Annotated in this window: 17 protein-coding genes; 8 read left to right on the top strand and 9 right to left on the bottom strand. The window is 68.2% G+C overall.

The window, feature by feature from the left end:
- Positions 1-16 precede the first annotated feature (16 nt).
- A complete protein-coding gene (gene rnfB / locus KXV01_RS10065) occupies positions 17-469 on the top strand; it encodes an Rnf electron transport complex subunit RnfB (protein ID WP_049415744.1) in 453 nt (150 codons plus the stop codon).
- A 13-nt stretch (positions 470-482) separates the two neighbouring features.
- Here the strand turns inward: rnfB and KXV01_RS10060 are convergent, their stop codons facing one another.
- Complete coding sequence (locus tag KXV01_RS10060) at positions 483-830, bottom strand: RidA family protein (RefSeq protein ID WP_005418155.1); 348 nt, start codon at positions 828-830, stop codon at positions 483-485.
- 193 nt (positions 831-1,023) lie between these two features.
- Here KXV01_RS10060 and mprF point away from each other — a divergent pair, with 193 nt between their 5' ends.
- The gene (mprF, locus tag KXV01_RS10055; RefSeq protein WP_049415746.1) at positions 1,024-3,588 is read left to right on the top strand and encodes a bifunctional lysylphosphatidylglycerol flippase/synthetase MprF; all 2,565 of its coding nucleotides are present in this window, start codon (positions 1,024-1,026) and stop codon (positions 3,586-3,588) included.
- Between the two features lie 128 nt (positions 3,589-3,716).
- Here the strand turns inward: mprF and KXV01_RS10050 are convergent, their stop codons facing one another.
- The 4 genes from KXV01_RS10050 to KXV01_RS10035 all read right to left on the bottom strand — a co-directional run bounded on the left by KXV01_RS10050 (position 3,717) and on the right by KXV01_RS10035 (position 6,581).
- Positions 3,717-5,063, bottom strand: a complete 1,347-nt coding sequence (locus tag KXV01_RS10050; protein ID WP_181452425.1) for an AcvB/VirJ family lysyl-phosphatidylglycerol hydrolase — start codon at positions 5,061-5,063, stop codon at positions 3,717-3,719.
- A 78-nt stretch (positions 5,064-5,141) separates the two neighbouring features.
- Positions 5,142-5,759, bottom strand: a complete 618-nt coding sequence (locus tag KXV01_RS10045) for a DUF998 domain-containing protein (protein WP_049415752.1) — start codon at positions 5,757-5,759, stop codon at positions 5,142-5,144.
- Positions 5,756-5,929 carry an oxidoreductase-like domain-containing protein gene (locus KXV01_RS10040; RefSeq protein WP_049415754.1) on the bottom strand — a complete coding sequence of 58 codons (174 nt, stop codon included), beginning with the start codon at positions 5,927-5,929 and terminating at the stop codon, positions 5,756-5,758. Before KXV01_RS10040 ends, KXV01_RS10045 begins: the two co-directional genes overlap by 4 nt.
- A gap of 49 nt (positions 5,930-5,978) precedes the next feature.
- The gene (locus KXV01_RS10035) at positions 5,979-6,581 is read right to left on the bottom strand and encodes a hypothetical protein (RefSeq protein ID WP_111097265.1); all 603 of its coding nucleotides are present in this window, start codon (positions 6,579-6,581) and stop codon (positions 5,979-5,981) included.
- A 229-nt stretch (positions 6,582-6,810) separates the two neighbouring features.
- On the opposite strand from KXV01_RS10035, the gene KXV01_RS10030 reads away from it, so the two are divergent.
- Positions 6,811-7,962, top strand: a complete 1,152-nt coding sequence (locus KXV01_RS10030; protein WP_263467751.1) for a transglutaminase domain-containing protein — start codon at positions 6,811-6,813, stop codon at positions 7,960-7,962.
- Between the two features lie 7 nt (positions 7,963-7,969).
- Here KXV01_RS10030 and KXV01_RS10025 read toward each other — a convergent pair whose 3' ends face one another.
- Positions 7,970-8,305 (bottom strand): zinc ribbon domain-containing protein YjdM, encoded by a 336-nt coding sequence (locus KXV01_RS10025; RefSeq protein ID WP_010482882.1) that lies wholly within the window; start codon positions 8,303-8,305, stop codon positions 7,970-7,972.
- A 178-nt stretch (positions 8,306-8,483) separates the two neighbouring features.
- On the opposite strand from KXV01_RS10025, the gene KXV01_RS10020 reads away from it, so the two are divergent.
- The 3 genes from KXV01_RS10020 to KXV01_RS10010 all read left to right on the top strand — a co-directional run bounded on the left by KXV01_RS10020 (position 8,484) and on the right by KXV01_RS10010 (position 10,562).
- Entirely contained in the window at positions 8,484-9,845 is a 1,362-nt protein-coding gene (locus KXV01_RS10020) for an Hsp70 family protein (RefSeq protein ID WP_111097266.1), read from the top strand.
- Positions 9,846-10,074: 229 nt separating this feature from the next.
- Positions 10,075-10,368 carry a YkgJ family cysteine cluster protein gene (locus tag KXV01_RS10015; protein ID WP_080104338.1) on the top strand — a complete coding sequence of 98 codons (294 nt, stop codon included), beginning with the start codon at positions 10,075-10,077 and terminating at the stop codon, positions 10,366-10,368.
- 11 nt (positions 10,369-10,379) lie between these two features.
- Positions 10,380-10,562 carry a hypothetical protein gene (locus KXV01_RS10010; RefSeq protein WP_005410566.1) on the top strand — a complete coding sequence of 61 codons (183 nt, stop codon included), beginning with the start codon at positions 10,380-10,382 and terminating at the stop codon, positions 10,560-10,562.
- Positions 10,563-10,611: 49 nt separating this feature from the next.
- Here KXV01_RS10010 and KXV01_RS10005 read toward each other — a convergent pair whose 3' ends face one another.
- Genes KXV01_RS10005 through KXV01_RS09995 form a run of 3 tightly spaced genes read right to left on the bottom strand, consistent with a single transcriptional unit; the run spans position 10,612 to position 12,613 of the window.
- Positions 10,612-11,493, bottom strand: a complete 882-nt coding sequence (locus KXV01_RS10005; protein ID WP_049415767.1) for a DUF4097 family beta strand repeat-containing protein — start codon at positions 11,491-11,493, stop codon at positions 10,612-10,614.
- An 11-nt stretch (positions 11,494-11,504) separates the two neighbouring features.
- On the bottom strand, positions 11,505-12,038 hold the full coding sequence (locus tag KXV01_RS10000; RefSeq protein ID WP_049415770.1) for a hypothetical protein: 534 nt from the start codon (positions 12,036-12,038) through the stop codon (positions 11,505-11,507).
- Positions 12,035-12,613: a sigma-70 family RNA polymerase sigma factor gene (locus KXV01_RS09995; protein ID WP_005418173.1), complete on the bottom strand. Its 579-nt coding sequence runs from the start codon at positions 12,611-12,613 to the stop codon at positions 12,035-12,037. The genes KXV01_RS10000 and KXV01_RS09995 overlap by 4 nt, the downstream gene beginning before the upstream one ends.
- A 126-nt stretch (positions 12,614-12,739) precedes the next feature.
- Here KXV01_RS09995 and KXV01_RS09990 point away from each other — a divergent pair, with 126 nt between their 5' ends.
- Both KXV01_RS09990 and KXV01_RS09985 read left to right on the top strand, forming a co-directional pair.
- Positions 12,740-12,919, top strand: coding sequence for a hypothetical protein (locus KXV01_RS09990; protein WP_111097267.1), 180 nt, complete (start codon positions 12,740-12,742; stop codon positions 12,917-12,919).
- A 35-nt stretch (positions 12,920-12,954) separates the two neighbouring features.
- Positions 12,955-13,548: a mechanosensitive ion channel family protein gene (locus tag KXV01_RS09985; protein ID WP_080354711.1), complete on the top strand. Its 594-nt coding sequence runs from the start codon at positions 12,955-12,957 to the stop codon at positions 13,546-13,548.
- The last annotated feature ends 527 nt before the right edge of the window (positions 13,549-14,075 follow it).

Raw genomic sequence — 14,075 nt, 5'->3', positions numbered from 1 at the left:
TTCGCCACGCATGAGCATGAGCCTGATCCCGCCCCTGACCGAACGCCTCGACCGCCTGCTGCCGCAGACCCAATGCGGGCAATGCGGCTATGACGGCTGCCGCCCGTACGCGCAGGCAATGGCACGTGGCGAGGCGGGTGTGGACCGCTGCCCGCCGGGTGGCGATGCCGGTGCACGGGCGCTGGCGCAGGTGCTGGGCGTACCGGCGATTCCGTTCGATCGTTCGCGCGGCGAGCACAAGGCGGCCCAGGTGGCGTTGATCGTCGAAGCCGACTGCATCGGCTGCACCAAGTGCATCCAGGCCTGCCCGGTGGACGCCATCGTCGGCGGCGCCAAGTACATGCACACGGTCATTGCCGACCTGTGCACCGGCTGCGAGCTGTGCATCCCGCCGTGCCCGGTGGACTGCATCGAGCTGGTGCCGCTACAGCCGGGGCCAGATCTCCTTTCCAACGGAAAAGGGATCTGACCCCGTACACCGGTTACGGCACCGCTGCCGTCACTACGATCTCGACCTTCCACTCGGCGTGGGCGAGCTTGGCTTCGAAGGTTGCACGGGCCGGGGTCGCGCCCTCGACCACCCACTCGTCCCACGCCTTGTTCATGCCGTCGAAGTCGGCTATGTCGGCCAGGAACACTTCCGCACGCAGCACGTGCTGGCGATCGCTGGCGACCAGCGCCAGCAGCTTGTCGATCTCCGCCAGCACCTGCCGGGTCTGGCCGGTGATGTCCTGGCTGGTGTCTTCCGGAATCTGGCCGGAGAGGTAGGCGACCTTGTTGTACACGGTCATTTCGGACATGCGCGGTCCGACGTCGTAACGCTCCATCATGGGCGTGGCTCCTGCGGGTGATCAGGCCCGCATTGTCCTCCAATCCGGTCAACGGTGGGTGCACGGGTCCCCCGCGCGAGACGTCACTACCGGACTCCGACACATCCGCTGGTCAAATGGCGGCGACAGGCGCACGATGCGCCACGCCCCGCGTTGACACCGCACTCGCCCCTCCTGACGCACCCTTGCGCCGATGACCGCAGCCACCAACCCCGCCGCCGCTTCCTCCACCCCGGCATGGAAGCGGGTTATCACCATTGTCGTTCCCCTGCTGATCCTCTCGCTGGCCCTGCATGGCCTGGCCAGCGAATTCGATGAGCACGGCTACCGCGCCATCCGCCAGGCGTTCCGCCAGCTCAGCGGCATGCAGATCACGCTCACCGTGGTGCTCGGCCTGGCCAGCTACGCCTGCCTGATCGGCTTCGATGCCATCGGCCTGCGTCGCAGCGGAATCCGCGTGCATCCGGCACGCATCGGCATCACCGCCTTCCTTGCGCATACGCTGGGCCAGACCGTGGGCTTTGCGGCGTTGACCGGCGGCGCAGTGCGCCTGCGTGGCTACCGCAGCGCCGGCCTGGACCTGGCGCAGATCGGCCAGGTGGTGCTGATGAGCACGCTCGGTTTCGTATTCGGTGCGTGGCTGTTGATCAGCGTGGCACTCTGCATGGAACCGGCGGCAGCGGCGTTGGCATTGCCACTGAACCCCGATGCCGTGCGCATCGTCGGCATCGTCGCCCTGCTCGCCTATCTGGGTACCGTGCTGCTGGTCGGTCGCGATGGACGGCAGTTCAGCGTGTTCGGCCATGCGTTGTGGCTACCCGACCGCCGCACCATGCTCGGCGTCACCGTGCTCAGCGTGATCGAACTGGTGCTGGCCAGCGCCGCGTTCTATGTGCTGCTGCCGGACTCGACGCCCACCGGCCTGCCCGGCTTCGTCGGCCTGTACCTCGTCGCGGTACTGGCCGGCCTGGTCTCGACCGTGCCGGCCGGCCTGGGCGTGTTCGAATGGAGCCTGTTGAAGCTGTTGCCTCAGGTGGCACCGGCGGCGGTGCTGGCAGCGGCGCTGATCTACCGCGTCACCTACTACGTACTACCGCTGGTGCTGGCCACGTTGCTCGCCCTTGCGCCCGCGCTGCGCCAGCCGCTGCAGGCCAGTGCCGGGGCAACCCGCGCCGGCTGGAACGCACTGCGCCCATGGTTGCCGCAGATCATCGCGCTGGCGGTGTTCAGCATCGGCGCCGCGCTGGTCATCGATGGCACGCTGCCAACGCCACGCCGGCACCTGGTGAATGCCTCGCTGCCGATCTTGGAAACCTCGCACCTGATCGGCAGCCTCAGTGGTGTCGCGCTGCTGCTGATCGGGCAGGGCCTGGCCCGGCGCAGCCACGCGGCGTGGATGCTGGCGATGGCGGTGTGCGTGGTCACCCCGCTGCCGCTGTGGCTGCGCGGTGGCCAACCGTTGATCGCCGTCTCGGCGTTGCTGGTGGCGATGGCACTGTGGGCCGCACGTCGCGAGTTCTACCGCCAGGGCGCGCTGCTGGACGAAGCCTGGTCGTGGCCGTGGCTGCGCAACCTCGGCCTGGTGCTGGTCGCAGTCACCTGGCTGCTGTTCTTCACCTACAGCCATGTCGAATACCAGAACGAGTTGTGGTGGCAGTTCGCGGTCTCCGGCAACGCGCCGCGCGCGTTGCGTGCGTTGCTGGTGGTGGCCATCGCGCTGGTGATGTTCGGCCTGGCGCGGCTGCTGCACAGCACGCGCAGCCCGCTGCCAGCCGCCGATGAAGCGACGCTGCAATCGCTGGCGCCAGTCCTGGCCGGTGCCACCGACACCCAGGCCTGCCTGGTGCTGACCGCTGACAAGGCAGTGCTGCGCGATGAAGCGAAACTGGGCTTCGTGATGATGCAGCGCTATGGGGGGTCGCTGATCGCGATGGGCGACCCGGTCGGCCCGCCGGAGGTCGCCCGCGCATTGATCTGGCGCTTCCGCGAGGAAGCCGACCGCCTCGGCCTGCGCCCCGTCTTCTACCAGGTCGGCGAGTCCTACTGGCAGACCTACCTCGACCTCGGCCTGGGGCTGGTCAAGCTGGGCGAAGAAGCGATGGTGCCGCTGCATGATTTCGGCCTGGAAGGGCGCGAGCGCGCCGACCTGCGCCAGGCCTGGAACCGGGGCAAGCGTGGTGGCCTGTCCTTCCGCGTGGCGCCCGTGGAGGAAATTCCCAGCCTGCTGCCGCGTCTGCACGCGATCTCCAACGCATGGCTGGAAGACAAGGCCGGCGACGAAAAAGGCTTCTCGCTCGGCAGCTACGACCCGGATTACCTGGTGCGCTTCCCGGTGGCGCTGGTCGAGGCCGGAGGCCAGATCGTGGCCTTCGCCAACCTGTGGCAGGCACCGGCCGGCGCCGAGCTGTCGGTGGACCTGATGCGCCACGCCAGCGAAGCACCGAAGGGCACGATGGACTTCCTCTTCATCGAGCTGTTCCTGTGGGGCCGCGCACAGGGCTATGCACGTTTCTCGCTGGGCATGGCGCCGCTTTCCGGGCTGGCACAGCATCGTCTGGCTGGCCGCTGGAACCGGCTGGCCGGCCTGCTGGCGCGGCATGGCGAACGTTTCTACGGGTTCAGTGGCCTGCGCCGCTTCAAGTCGAAGTTCGATCCGCAGTGGCGGCCGCGCTATCTCGCCGCGCCCGGCGGCATGCACCTGCCGGCGGCGCTGCTGGACGCCACGCGCCTGATCTCTCTGGACCCGCGGCGCAACTGACGCCCCGCACCACCCGGCAGGTGTCGAACTCGGTCGACACGCCAGCGCCAACACGCTGACGGGCGTGGCCCGGCGTTACCGCGGCTCGTTCTGGTGGGTGCGAACCGTTGGTTCGCACGCTCTCCGCTTCACGCCCCGCCCTTGAGGATCACCTCGGCCAGCCGATCATAGTCACCGCCGAAATGGTGGTCGCCCGGCAGCTTCACCCGCTTCACGCCGTCATTGGCCGGCAGGTCCGGGCACAGTGCGTCCTCATCCTTGTCGCCGAACACGCACAGCGTTTTTTCTGCCGGCAGCCTGGCCACTTCCGGGGCGATCGGCAGGCCATCGCCGCCACCGCCCAGCCAGTTGCTGACATGGAATTCGAAGTCGGCCTTCCTGCCCACCGATAGCAGCACGATGCGCTCCAGCCCCTCACGGGTACCGGCATCGAGCTGGTTGATGGTGGCAGGCAACACATCGGCGCCCTGCGAGAAACCGATCAGCATCACCTTGTCGCGGTGCCACTGCTGGCGGTAGTGGTCGATGATCTTCTGCAGGTCAGCGGCGAAGCCCTTCGGCGTGCGCTCGCTCCAGAAGTAGCGCAACGAGTCGATGCCGACCACGGCCACGCCGTGCTCGTTGAGCGACGACGCCACGTCCTTGTCCAGGCCGGCCCAGCCACCATCGCCGGAAACGAATACCGCCAGCGTATCGCCGCTGCCGGTCGCCGGTACTTCCACCACCGGCAGGCCCTTCAGCGCGGCCGGCGGCGGTGCCAGACTGACCCCGGCCTGCGCGCCGATCAACCGCGCTGCGGCCACCAGACCGGGGGAGGCATCACCGCGCGCGGTTCGCTTGAATTCGCGTGCCAAGGCGACCTGCTGGACGAACCGGCTGGCCTCGCCCACCTTGCAGCCGTGATCGCCAGCAGCACTCAACCACGGGAAATTCAGTTCGGCGGGCTGCAGTTTGTCGTGCTTCACGCCATCGCCGCAGACCATGCGCTCATGGTTGTGATCCGGGCAGAAGCCGGTGGTCAGCAGGCCGGCAAACACCTGGGTGTCGGCCTGCGCCGCGAGCGAATAGGCCATCTCGGCACCCTCGCCGTCACCGCCGACCAGCGGCAGGTGGTAACCGGGCAGATGCAGGGACGCCTGCAGCCAGCGCGAGAAGTTCTCGACATCACCGGAGCCGAACGAGCAGGTCGGATTACCCTCGCGCTTGAGCACCCCGCGCAGGTGCGCGATGTCCACAGCGGCAACCATGGCGCCGTCGGCACGCAGGGCTTCGATCGGCAGGCGGCTGGTGTCACCACCCGGGGTGGGTTCGTGGAACCAGATCACCACCCGCTGCGGCGTGCCGGCCGGCATGTGCACCGGAATCTGCTCGAACCGCCCGTGGCTGAACTGCTGCACGTTGGCCGCCGCCATTGCCGGCAGCGCCGCCAGCGCCAGAACCACACCCATTGCCCTGCCCAGCCCTGCACGCTTCATATCGCATCCCCGATGGAATGCGCACACGATACGCCGCCACCGCGTGCACGGCACGTACCGGTGCAGGCCGTTGGCGATTCAGTCGGCCGTGGTACGCCGACTGCGCCGGTACAGTGCCAGCGCCAGGTACAGCAGCCAGCCTACGATCACCACGATCACGACCTTCTGCCCCAACCCGCGCGGCGGCCCGCCACGCCACAGCACATGCAGCCACAACAGTACGAACGCCAGCCAGGCCCAGCCCCAGAGCAGGCCCGCAGCGGACTGCCAGCCCGGTTCACGGCGCAGGTACCAGGCCTGCAGCAGCATGCCGACGCTGGCGCACAGGAACGCGGTGTTGGCCGCCAGCCCATGGATGAACGGTGCCAGCAGCGGCGTCGCTTCCGGCAGCCAGCTGTCACCGATGGCGACCGTGGCCAGGCCCAGTGCCGAGGCCGTGAACAGCAGCGGCGCCGCCGCGCTGCGCCGCGGGCCGATGCTGCTCCGGTAGAGGCTGATGCCGAGCAGGGCGATCGCCAATGCCAGCAGGCAGTAAGCCGCGCGCAAAGCCAGCCCCCACGGCCCGTGCAGGTAGAGGCTGAGCGTGGCCCGCACCCAGTCCAGATCGGTGCGTGCGAACTGGGTCCACAGCGCGGTGGCCAAGAACAGCAGCAGCGCCGCCAGTGCCAGCAGTGCCGCTGGGCGCGCGCGCCTCATGTGGACGCCTCCGGGTGCCGCGCCAGCCATTCGGCCAACGCCTTGCGATAGCGCTGCAGCTCGTCGGCATACAGGTCCAGCACACACAGCGGGCAACCGCTGCCGCAGCATTCGTTCGGACCGGGCTCTTCCGGCGGCAACGGGCGGGGATCGGGATCAGGGACGGACACGGTTGGACGCGGCAATCGGTGGAAACAGGCCCCAGTGTACCGGGCTGGTTCAGCGGCCCAGCTGTCGGCGCAGGTTGTCGCGGGCGGCCGCGTCGAGACGCTGGTGGAAAAACGCGCTGAGGAAGATGCGCGGTGCACGCAGCAGGCCCTGCAGGAAACGGCGGCGGCCGGCGCGATACAGGAAGCCTGGCACCACGCCCTTGTACTCTTCGGCCACGCCGCGATCATAGGCGCTGAACACCGGTTCCGGCGCGGCCAGGACCGCCATGTCGCAGTCCAGGAACAACGCGGCCTCGGCATCGACATCGTCCGGGCCGAGCTCGCCATGGCGGGCAGTCAGCAGGATCAGCTGCTCGACCCGGGCCGCGTCGACCGTGGCAAGTTCCGGCGCCTGTGCGATCGCTTGCAGGGCCAGCTGCGCCGAACGCGCCTCGTTGTCCTTTCGCCCCGCCACATAGATCGCATCGTGGTAGAGCGCGGCCAGGTAGACCTCGGCCGGCTGCTGCCAGCCTGGACCGTCGGCAACCTCCTGGCAGTGCTGCAGCACCGCACGCACGTGGCCGAAGTGATGGTAGGCACGTGGTGGCGTCGCATAGCTGTCCTGCAGCGCCTGCCACTGCGCCGGAGCGAGCGTCAGCGGGGAGAAGTCCATGACCGGATCATCCCGCTTGCGCCGGTGGCGGGCAAGCTGGCTATTTTTTCACCACACCCTCACAACGCCCTTCGCACGGGGTCCCAACGCGGTTGTCCACAGCTTTGTCGAGCGCTGGTCCACACCGGCTGTGGATGAACGCGCGGACCGACCAGCGGTCACTGCAGGGGTGCGCGCACAGGTCTACACTCGCCTCAGGCGGGAGCGCCCGCCGCTGCCGGGAGCCGTCATGTACCGTCCTGCCGCCCGATCCGTTCTGCTCGCACTGGCCGCATTGGCGGCACCCTCCGCGATCGCACTCAACCCTGACGCGAACGAAGCCCCTGCGCTCACTGCCAGCACCGCCGCGCCGACGATTCCGACGCCGCAGCAGGTGTTCGCGATTCCACCGGCCATGCTCGATATGCTGCACACCCAGGTGACCCGTCGCAGCTATTCGCGCGAGCAGCGCCTGCAGGCGCTGGTGGAGATGATCTTCGACCGCCATGGCATGGACCTGCAGTACGACGCCGATGCGACCCTCACCGTCAGCGAGATCTGGCAGCAGCGACGCGCCAACTGCCTGGCCTTTACCCTGATGTTCGTCGCGCTGGCACGCGAAGCCGGCATCCAGGCGCGCGTGCAGGAGGTCGGCCAGGTGGTGTCGTGGTACCAGGACCAGGCCCAGGGCCTGGTCTACAGCGTAGGCCACGTCAATGCCGGGGTCGGCTTCGCCGGCCGCTTCGCCACCGTCGATCTGGATCGCAATGTGCTGTACGACCGCCGCGGGCCGCTGCCGATCAGCCAGGCGCGGGCGTTGGCGCACTTCTACAACAATCACGGTGCCGAACGCATGGCCAGCGGCGACCTGGCGGGCGCACGTACCTTCTTCGATACCGCGCTGGCGCAGGACGGCAGCTTCGCTGCCACCTGGAACAACCTGGGTGTGCTGGAAAACCGCACGGGCGATACCGCCGCCGCGCGACGGGCACTGGAAACGGCGTTGCGACTGGACGGCCGCCAAGATGCTGCACTGACCAACGCCAGCGCCCTCTACCGCAAGCTCGGCATGATTGCGCAGGCCCGGGCGCTGGAGCAGCGGTTGCAATCGGTGCAGCGCGAAGACCCGTTCGCGCAGTACATGCTCGGTGCCGAGGCCGAACGCGCCGGGCAACTGCAGCAGGCGATCCGCTATTACCGGCAGGCCGTGCGCCTGTACGACACCGCGCACCAGTTCCACTTCGGGCTGGCGCGGGCCTATTTCCTGGCCGGCCAGCTCAGGCGCGCCGATCGTGAGCTGCTGCGTGCACAGGAACTGGGCGGGGCGCCGCAGCAGGCGCGCTACCAGGCCAAGCTGGACAGCCTGGCCCGCTGGCGCGCACGGCAGCAGGCCAGGCGCTGAAGGCCGGTCAGGCCTTCTTGAGGAAGCAGGTCTTCAGGACCAGGCCCTTGATCTTGTCCGAATTGCCTTCGATGTGCTCGGCATCGTCCTCGACCAGGCGGATGTTGCGGATCACGGTGCCCTGCTTGAGCGGGATCGAGGAGCCCTTCACCTTCAGGTCCTTGATCACGGTGACGGTGTCACCGGCCTGCAGGGTATTGCCGTTGCTGTCACGCACGACCAGGGTCGAACCGGCACTTTCCTCGGCGGTCCATTCGAAGCCGCAGTCGGCGCAGATCCACAGCGCGCCATCGGCATAGGTGTTTTCCAGGGTGCACTGCGGGCAGGCGGGGGCAGAAGACATCAGCAAGTACCTCAAAGTGAATCAACAGCCGCCATTGTAACCGCCCGGCTCCCCGGCCTTTTCCGGGCAGTACGCTGCGACCTCCTTGACCCGGCCTGGAACAGGAAACCGCGGGACCTTGCAGTCGGCGGCGAACTGCAGCAGAGTGCGCGGCCCCTGATCGCCCCCGGAACTCCCCATGCGCCTCGGCATCGACTTCGGTACCAGCAACTCCGCCGCCGCCATCGTGCATGAAGGGAAACTGCTGCCGATCCGCTTCGGCGACGCCGAGCAGTTCCGCACCAGCGTGTACTTCCCCGGCGTGGTGCCCGACCCGGATGACTTCCAGCTCGATGACGGCCAGGAGCACCAGCTGCAGCAGATGATCGACAGCGCTGCGCGTGCGGCCCGCGCCGCCGGCCAGGAACGCACGCCGCAGGCGCTGCGCCGCGAAGCCCTGCGCGCGCTGCGCAGGGAATGGATGGAAGCCCGTGCCGGCAAGGAACGCAGTGCCAGCGACCTGCTGCAGAATGCGGTCTACGGTGACGAAGCGCTGGAAGCCTATTTCGAGGAACACGAAGGCAACCTGGTGCAGAGCCCGAAATCGATGCTCGGCTACAACCTGCACCCACGCGCCAAGCAGACCATCACCGGCATCGCCGCGCACATCCTCGAACACATCCGCCTGACCGCCAGCGCCCAGCTCGGCCAGCCGCTGCGAGCGGCCCTGCTCGGGCGTCCGGTGCAGTTCCGCAGCTCGATCGGTGCGGCCGGCAATGACCAGGCGCTGGACATCCTGCGCGAAGCCGCCAGCCAGGCCGGTTTCGACCAGATCGATTTCCTCGAGGAACCAGCCGCGGCGGCCATGCACTATCACGCCGAAAGCCGCGAACGGCACCAGGCCGTGATCGTCGACATCGGCGGCGGCACCACCGACATCGCCCACGCCGAAGTCGGCGGCGACGACGCCCCGCGCATCCACCGCGCCTGGGGCATCGCCCGCGGCGGTACCGACATCGACCTGGCGCTGAGCCTGTCCAGCTACATGCCGCTGTTCGGCCGCGGCATCACCCGCGTGCCCGCCCACCACTACGTGGAAGCGGCCACCGTGCAGGACATGACCCGCCAGCGCGACTTCCGCCAGCACAAGTATGACCATGTCGACAATCCGTGGGGCGCGCGCCTGCAGGCCCTGCAGGACACCGGCAACACCGCCCGCCTGTACCGCGACGTCGAGCGCGCCAAGATCGCCCTCACCGCCGCCAGCGAACATCGCAGCACGCTGGACTACATCGCCCGCGACCTGCATGCCGACAGCAGCGCCGACGGCCTGGCCGCCGCCGCCCATGGTTATCTGGAGCAGATCCGGGAACTGCTGGCCCAGGTCCGCAGCGACATCGGCGGCGACCCGGACGCGGTGTTCCTGACCGGCGGCATGTCCCGCGCCGGGTATCTGCGCCAGGCCGTTGCGGAGGCCTTCCCGGGCGCCCGCATGGTCCACGGCGAGCCCTCGCTGGGCGTGGTCCAGGGCCTTGCGCTGGCGGCAGCCAGCCAGGATTAACAAAACGTTACGCGATCCAAGTTACTCTTGGTCGGCTAGAACCCTGCTGCACCTTCCACCGGCCACGCCGGTGTGTGTCCACGGTGCAGCCTGGCCCGCCCTGCGGGCCTAGCGGCCATGCCTTCCTGGCTCGTTCATGGTCCGCGTACCACCGGAGCCGCCATCGAGACCCGCTTTGGGCACCCGCCAGGCCCCTGTGGCCTTACAACCTGACGCAGCACCTGCACCCATCGACTGCCGCCGTTGTGACGCGGTCTGTTGCCGGTTGCCCGTGTTGCTGCAGCCTGGCGACCACGTGCCCGGCCAGTTCCTGTCACGCGACACCCACGGCCGTGCCGTGATGGCGCGCAACGAGGAAGGCTGGTGTGCGGCGATCGATCCCTATCACCTGCGCTGCACGATCTATTCGCAGCGCCCGGCGATCTGCCGCCAGTTCTCGATGGGCGGCAGCGACTGCCGCCGTGAGCGGCAGGACTACCTGCGCCAGGCCGATGCCTGGGCGCTTTCCTCCCCTTCCACCTGACAGGAGCAACCATGCCCCGCAAGGCAAAGACCCCCGCGAAGGCCAGCAACAGCATCCGCAGCGAACGCAAGGGCGCGGCCGCCAGCACCGTGGTCAGCAGCGATTCGATCGCTTCGGACCTGGCAGCGTTCCGCAAGGCCGGTGGCAAGATCGAAGTCCTCGGCACCACCTGGGCGCTGAAGAAGGCCAGCTGACCCAGTACCGACCGCGGCGGCGCTGCCGCCGCGGCCTGCCGGATCGCGCTCAGCGATCCAGGCTTACCCGAACACTGCCCGAATGCGACTGGATGCGGATATCACCGTCGCCGCTGCCCAGCCGCGTATCAAGATGGCTGCCGGGGCCGTAGCGCGGCCGCTCCACCTGGCCAGCATCGCTGTTGATCGACCCGCTGAAGCTGTTCACCGACAGCTGCGCGGAGACGGCGCGCGGCAGGCGCAGATTGACCGACGCACTCACCGATTCGACATTGATACGGCCACCCGGGGCCAGCCCGGCCGCCGACAGGTCAATGCTGCCCGATACGGTTTCCACCGCCAGTCGCTGCACGCGCCCGGCGTCGACCTCGACCCGTCCGGACACCGTCTGCGCACCGATATCACCGGACACGCCGCCGCCGGCCTCGATGCGGCCACTGACGGTGTTCACATCCAGCTTCGGCGTCTGCAGGCGTGCGCTGACGCTGCCACTGACCGTGTTGAGCTTGCTGTCGCCACTGCGGCCAGCCGCGCTCAGGCTGCCGCTGACGGTGTCGGCCTGCAGCCGTCGCACATCGATGCCACTGATGTCCTGGCTGGCACTGACCGTGCTCAGCAGCAGTTCCACCGAGCGCGGCACGTTCAGCACCAGCGTTGCGCCGCCGTTGTTGCTGCGTCGCGGATACTCGATCTCCCAGCGGACGCGGTTGGCACTCTTTTCCTGGCGCAGCTGCAGGCCATCACTGAGCGTACCGGTGAGCTGCACGTCGTTGCGGTCCCAGCCACGCACGGTCACCTTGCCGGCCACGTTGCTCAGTTCGATGCGGCCGCCGGCGGCCAGGTTGTGGCGTTCGTCGATCCGGGTGTCAGCCAGGGCCACTGCGGGCAGCAGCAACAGCGCGGCGCAGCAGGTCATCAGGGTTCGTGTCATGGGGGGTCTCCTCAGGTCGTCAGGCCGGACTCGGCGGCATAGGCCGCCTGCCGGGTCAGTTCCAGCCGCAGCGCATAGGTGCGCTTGAGCTGGCCAAGCAGGTGAGGCGCACGTGGATCCTGCGCCAGCGCGGCCTGGATCTGTGCCGCGCTTTCATCGAGTTCGTGCAATGCCGGCTGCCATTCCGGTGCCCGGCCTGCGGGCAGCGAGGCCACCGCCTGCCGGTACTGCTCGGTCATCGCCGCAGCCTGCAACTGCAGGGTGGACGGCACCGGCGCATCCGGCTGCACGTGGCGCCATGGCGCCACCGCGTACAGCGCCAGGCCGGCCGCCAACGCCGCACCCACCGGCAACCACCCGCGCCGACGCGAACGCGCTGGCAGCGCCACCACGTTGTCCGTTGGCGCGGGCGCTTCCCGCGGTCCACGCGGTGGCAACCGGGCGGACAGGCGTGCCCAGCCATCGGCGGGTACATCGCGCTCGTTCGGCAGCGCGCGCAGCCGGGCCAGCAGATCGTGGTCGGAATCGTGTTCGTGTGTACTCATGTCATGTCTCCCAGCCGTGCGCGCAGCAGGCCGCGCGCACGATGCAGCTGTGCCTTTGAACTGCCGACGGCCATCTGCAGCTGCTCGGCGATTTCCTGGTGTTTCCAGCCTTCGATGTCGTGCAGTACCAGTACCGCACGCGCCCTCGGAGGCAGCGTCGCGAGTGCGCGCTCCAGGTCGCGCTCGGTACCGGCACAACGGTCGTGCACCGCCAGCTCCTGCAGGCCGCCGTCGACCTCCTCCAGACTGTCGTGGTCCTGCCCGGCGGCGCGCCCGCGCAGTTCCATCAGTGCGGCGTTGACGCCCAACCGATGCAACCAGGTCGACAGGCTGCTTTCGAACCGGAACCCCGGCAGCGCCTTCCATGCCTGCAGGAAGGCTTCCTGCAGGGCATCCTCGGCACGCGCCTGCTGGCCCCCGCACAGGCGCCACAGTACGGCGAACACGCGCGGCGCATGGCGCCGGTACAGCAGTTCGTAGGCCGCCGTGTCACCGGCGGCGGCCGCCCGCACCAGGGCGGGTTCGTCGACAGGGGCGTGGGCGGCAGGCGGCGCTGGCATGGTGGTGTCGAGCATATCGCTTGGATGCGGCGACCCGGAAAAAGGTTTAGAGCCGATCGCCGATCAAGGCCATGCAACCTTTTCGACGATGGCTGCATCCATGGAAGGTCATTCGAGAAAACACCTCCAGGGAGTTCCGCCATGTCCAGCCCATCCTGCGCCGCCCTGCTGGTAATCGTCGCCTGCGTCGTGCTGCAGGCATCGGGCCTGTCCTTGCGGTTGTGCCCCGACAACGGCCGCGCCTGCCTGCAGCAGCATCGACAGGAGCTGGTCTGCCTGGCGTGGTCACCGATGATCGAAACCCCGGCACGCGCCGGGTAACATCGAGGCCGTTCCCGCCACCTGTTTTCGCCCCCATGATGTTGTCGCTGAAGGATCACCTGCCGGCCTGGAGCCACCCATGGCTGAACTACGCGGGCGTGGCCCTGCAGATCGTGCTGGTGCTGCTGGTCGCCTGGCTGCTGCGGGTACTCGCCCGTCGCCTGATCCGGCGCTTTGCCGAGCACTACACGCTGCCAGCTGAAATGGTGATGGGCGCGCGCCGGATCACCAGTTTCGTGGTCTATTTCAGCGCCCTGCTGTATATCCTCAGCCTGCTCGGCGCGAAGCCTTCAGTGCTGTGGACCGCGTTCACCGGGTTCGCGGCCGTGGGCGCAGTGGCCTTCTTCGCGGCCTGGAGCGTGCTCTCCAACATCTTCTGCACGCTGCTGATCTTCACCACTCGCCCGTTCCGCCTGCATGACTACATCGAAGTGCTGGAGAACGGCGAGAAGCCGGGCCTGAAGGGGCGGGTGATCGACGTGAACCTGATCTACACCACGCTGCAGGAAACCGGCGACGGCCACGAGGGCACGGTGCTGCAGCTGCCGAACAACCTGTTCTTCCAGCGCACGGTGCGCCGCTGGCGCGATCCGGCACAGGCACCCGGCGGCATCCAGGGCGACGGCTGAGGGTGGGGTTTTCGGCAGGGCTGCGCCCTGCACCCGCTACGAGCTGGAGCAACAGCACCAGCAACAGCCGAAGCAACGGCAAAAGCTGGCTATCCGTGGGTAGGCGGGGTGGGTCCGGTCGCGGGAGACCCCGTAAACCCGTCCCTGGGGGCTTGGCCGCGGCATCCATGCCGCGGACACTCCCGCCACCGGACCCACCCCGCCTTCGACAGATTTCCGCGATCTGTCGGGCATTGCTTTCTGTAGGGCCGAGCCATGCTCGGCTCAAATCGTTCCGATATCGAAATTTTCGATTCCGATGGAGATCTATCCACGCACGGCGGGATCTACCCGATCGCGGAAATCTGTCAGAGGCGGGGCGGTGTCGGAGTGCGGGGTGTCAGCCGCATGGATGCGGCTGCCAAGCCTTATCTGATCGGAATCTGGCAGCGTAGGTGTCGAGAGCCGGCGTGGGCCGCCGTGTAAGCCTGGATCTCGACGATCGCCATGTAGCTTGGCGCCCACGCCGGAATCTCCCTTGATCCGCC

Origin of the sequence: Stenotrophomonas sp. Ps181, assembly GCF_025697425.1 — a bacterium.
Taxonomy (GTDB): Bacteria; Pseudomonadota; Gammaproteobacteria; order Xanthomonadales; family Xanthomonadaceae; genus Stenotrophomonas; species Stenotrophomonas sepilia.
Note: the sequence above shows the minus strand (reverse complement) of the source record. Positions and strands in the feature narration are given on the sequence as shown.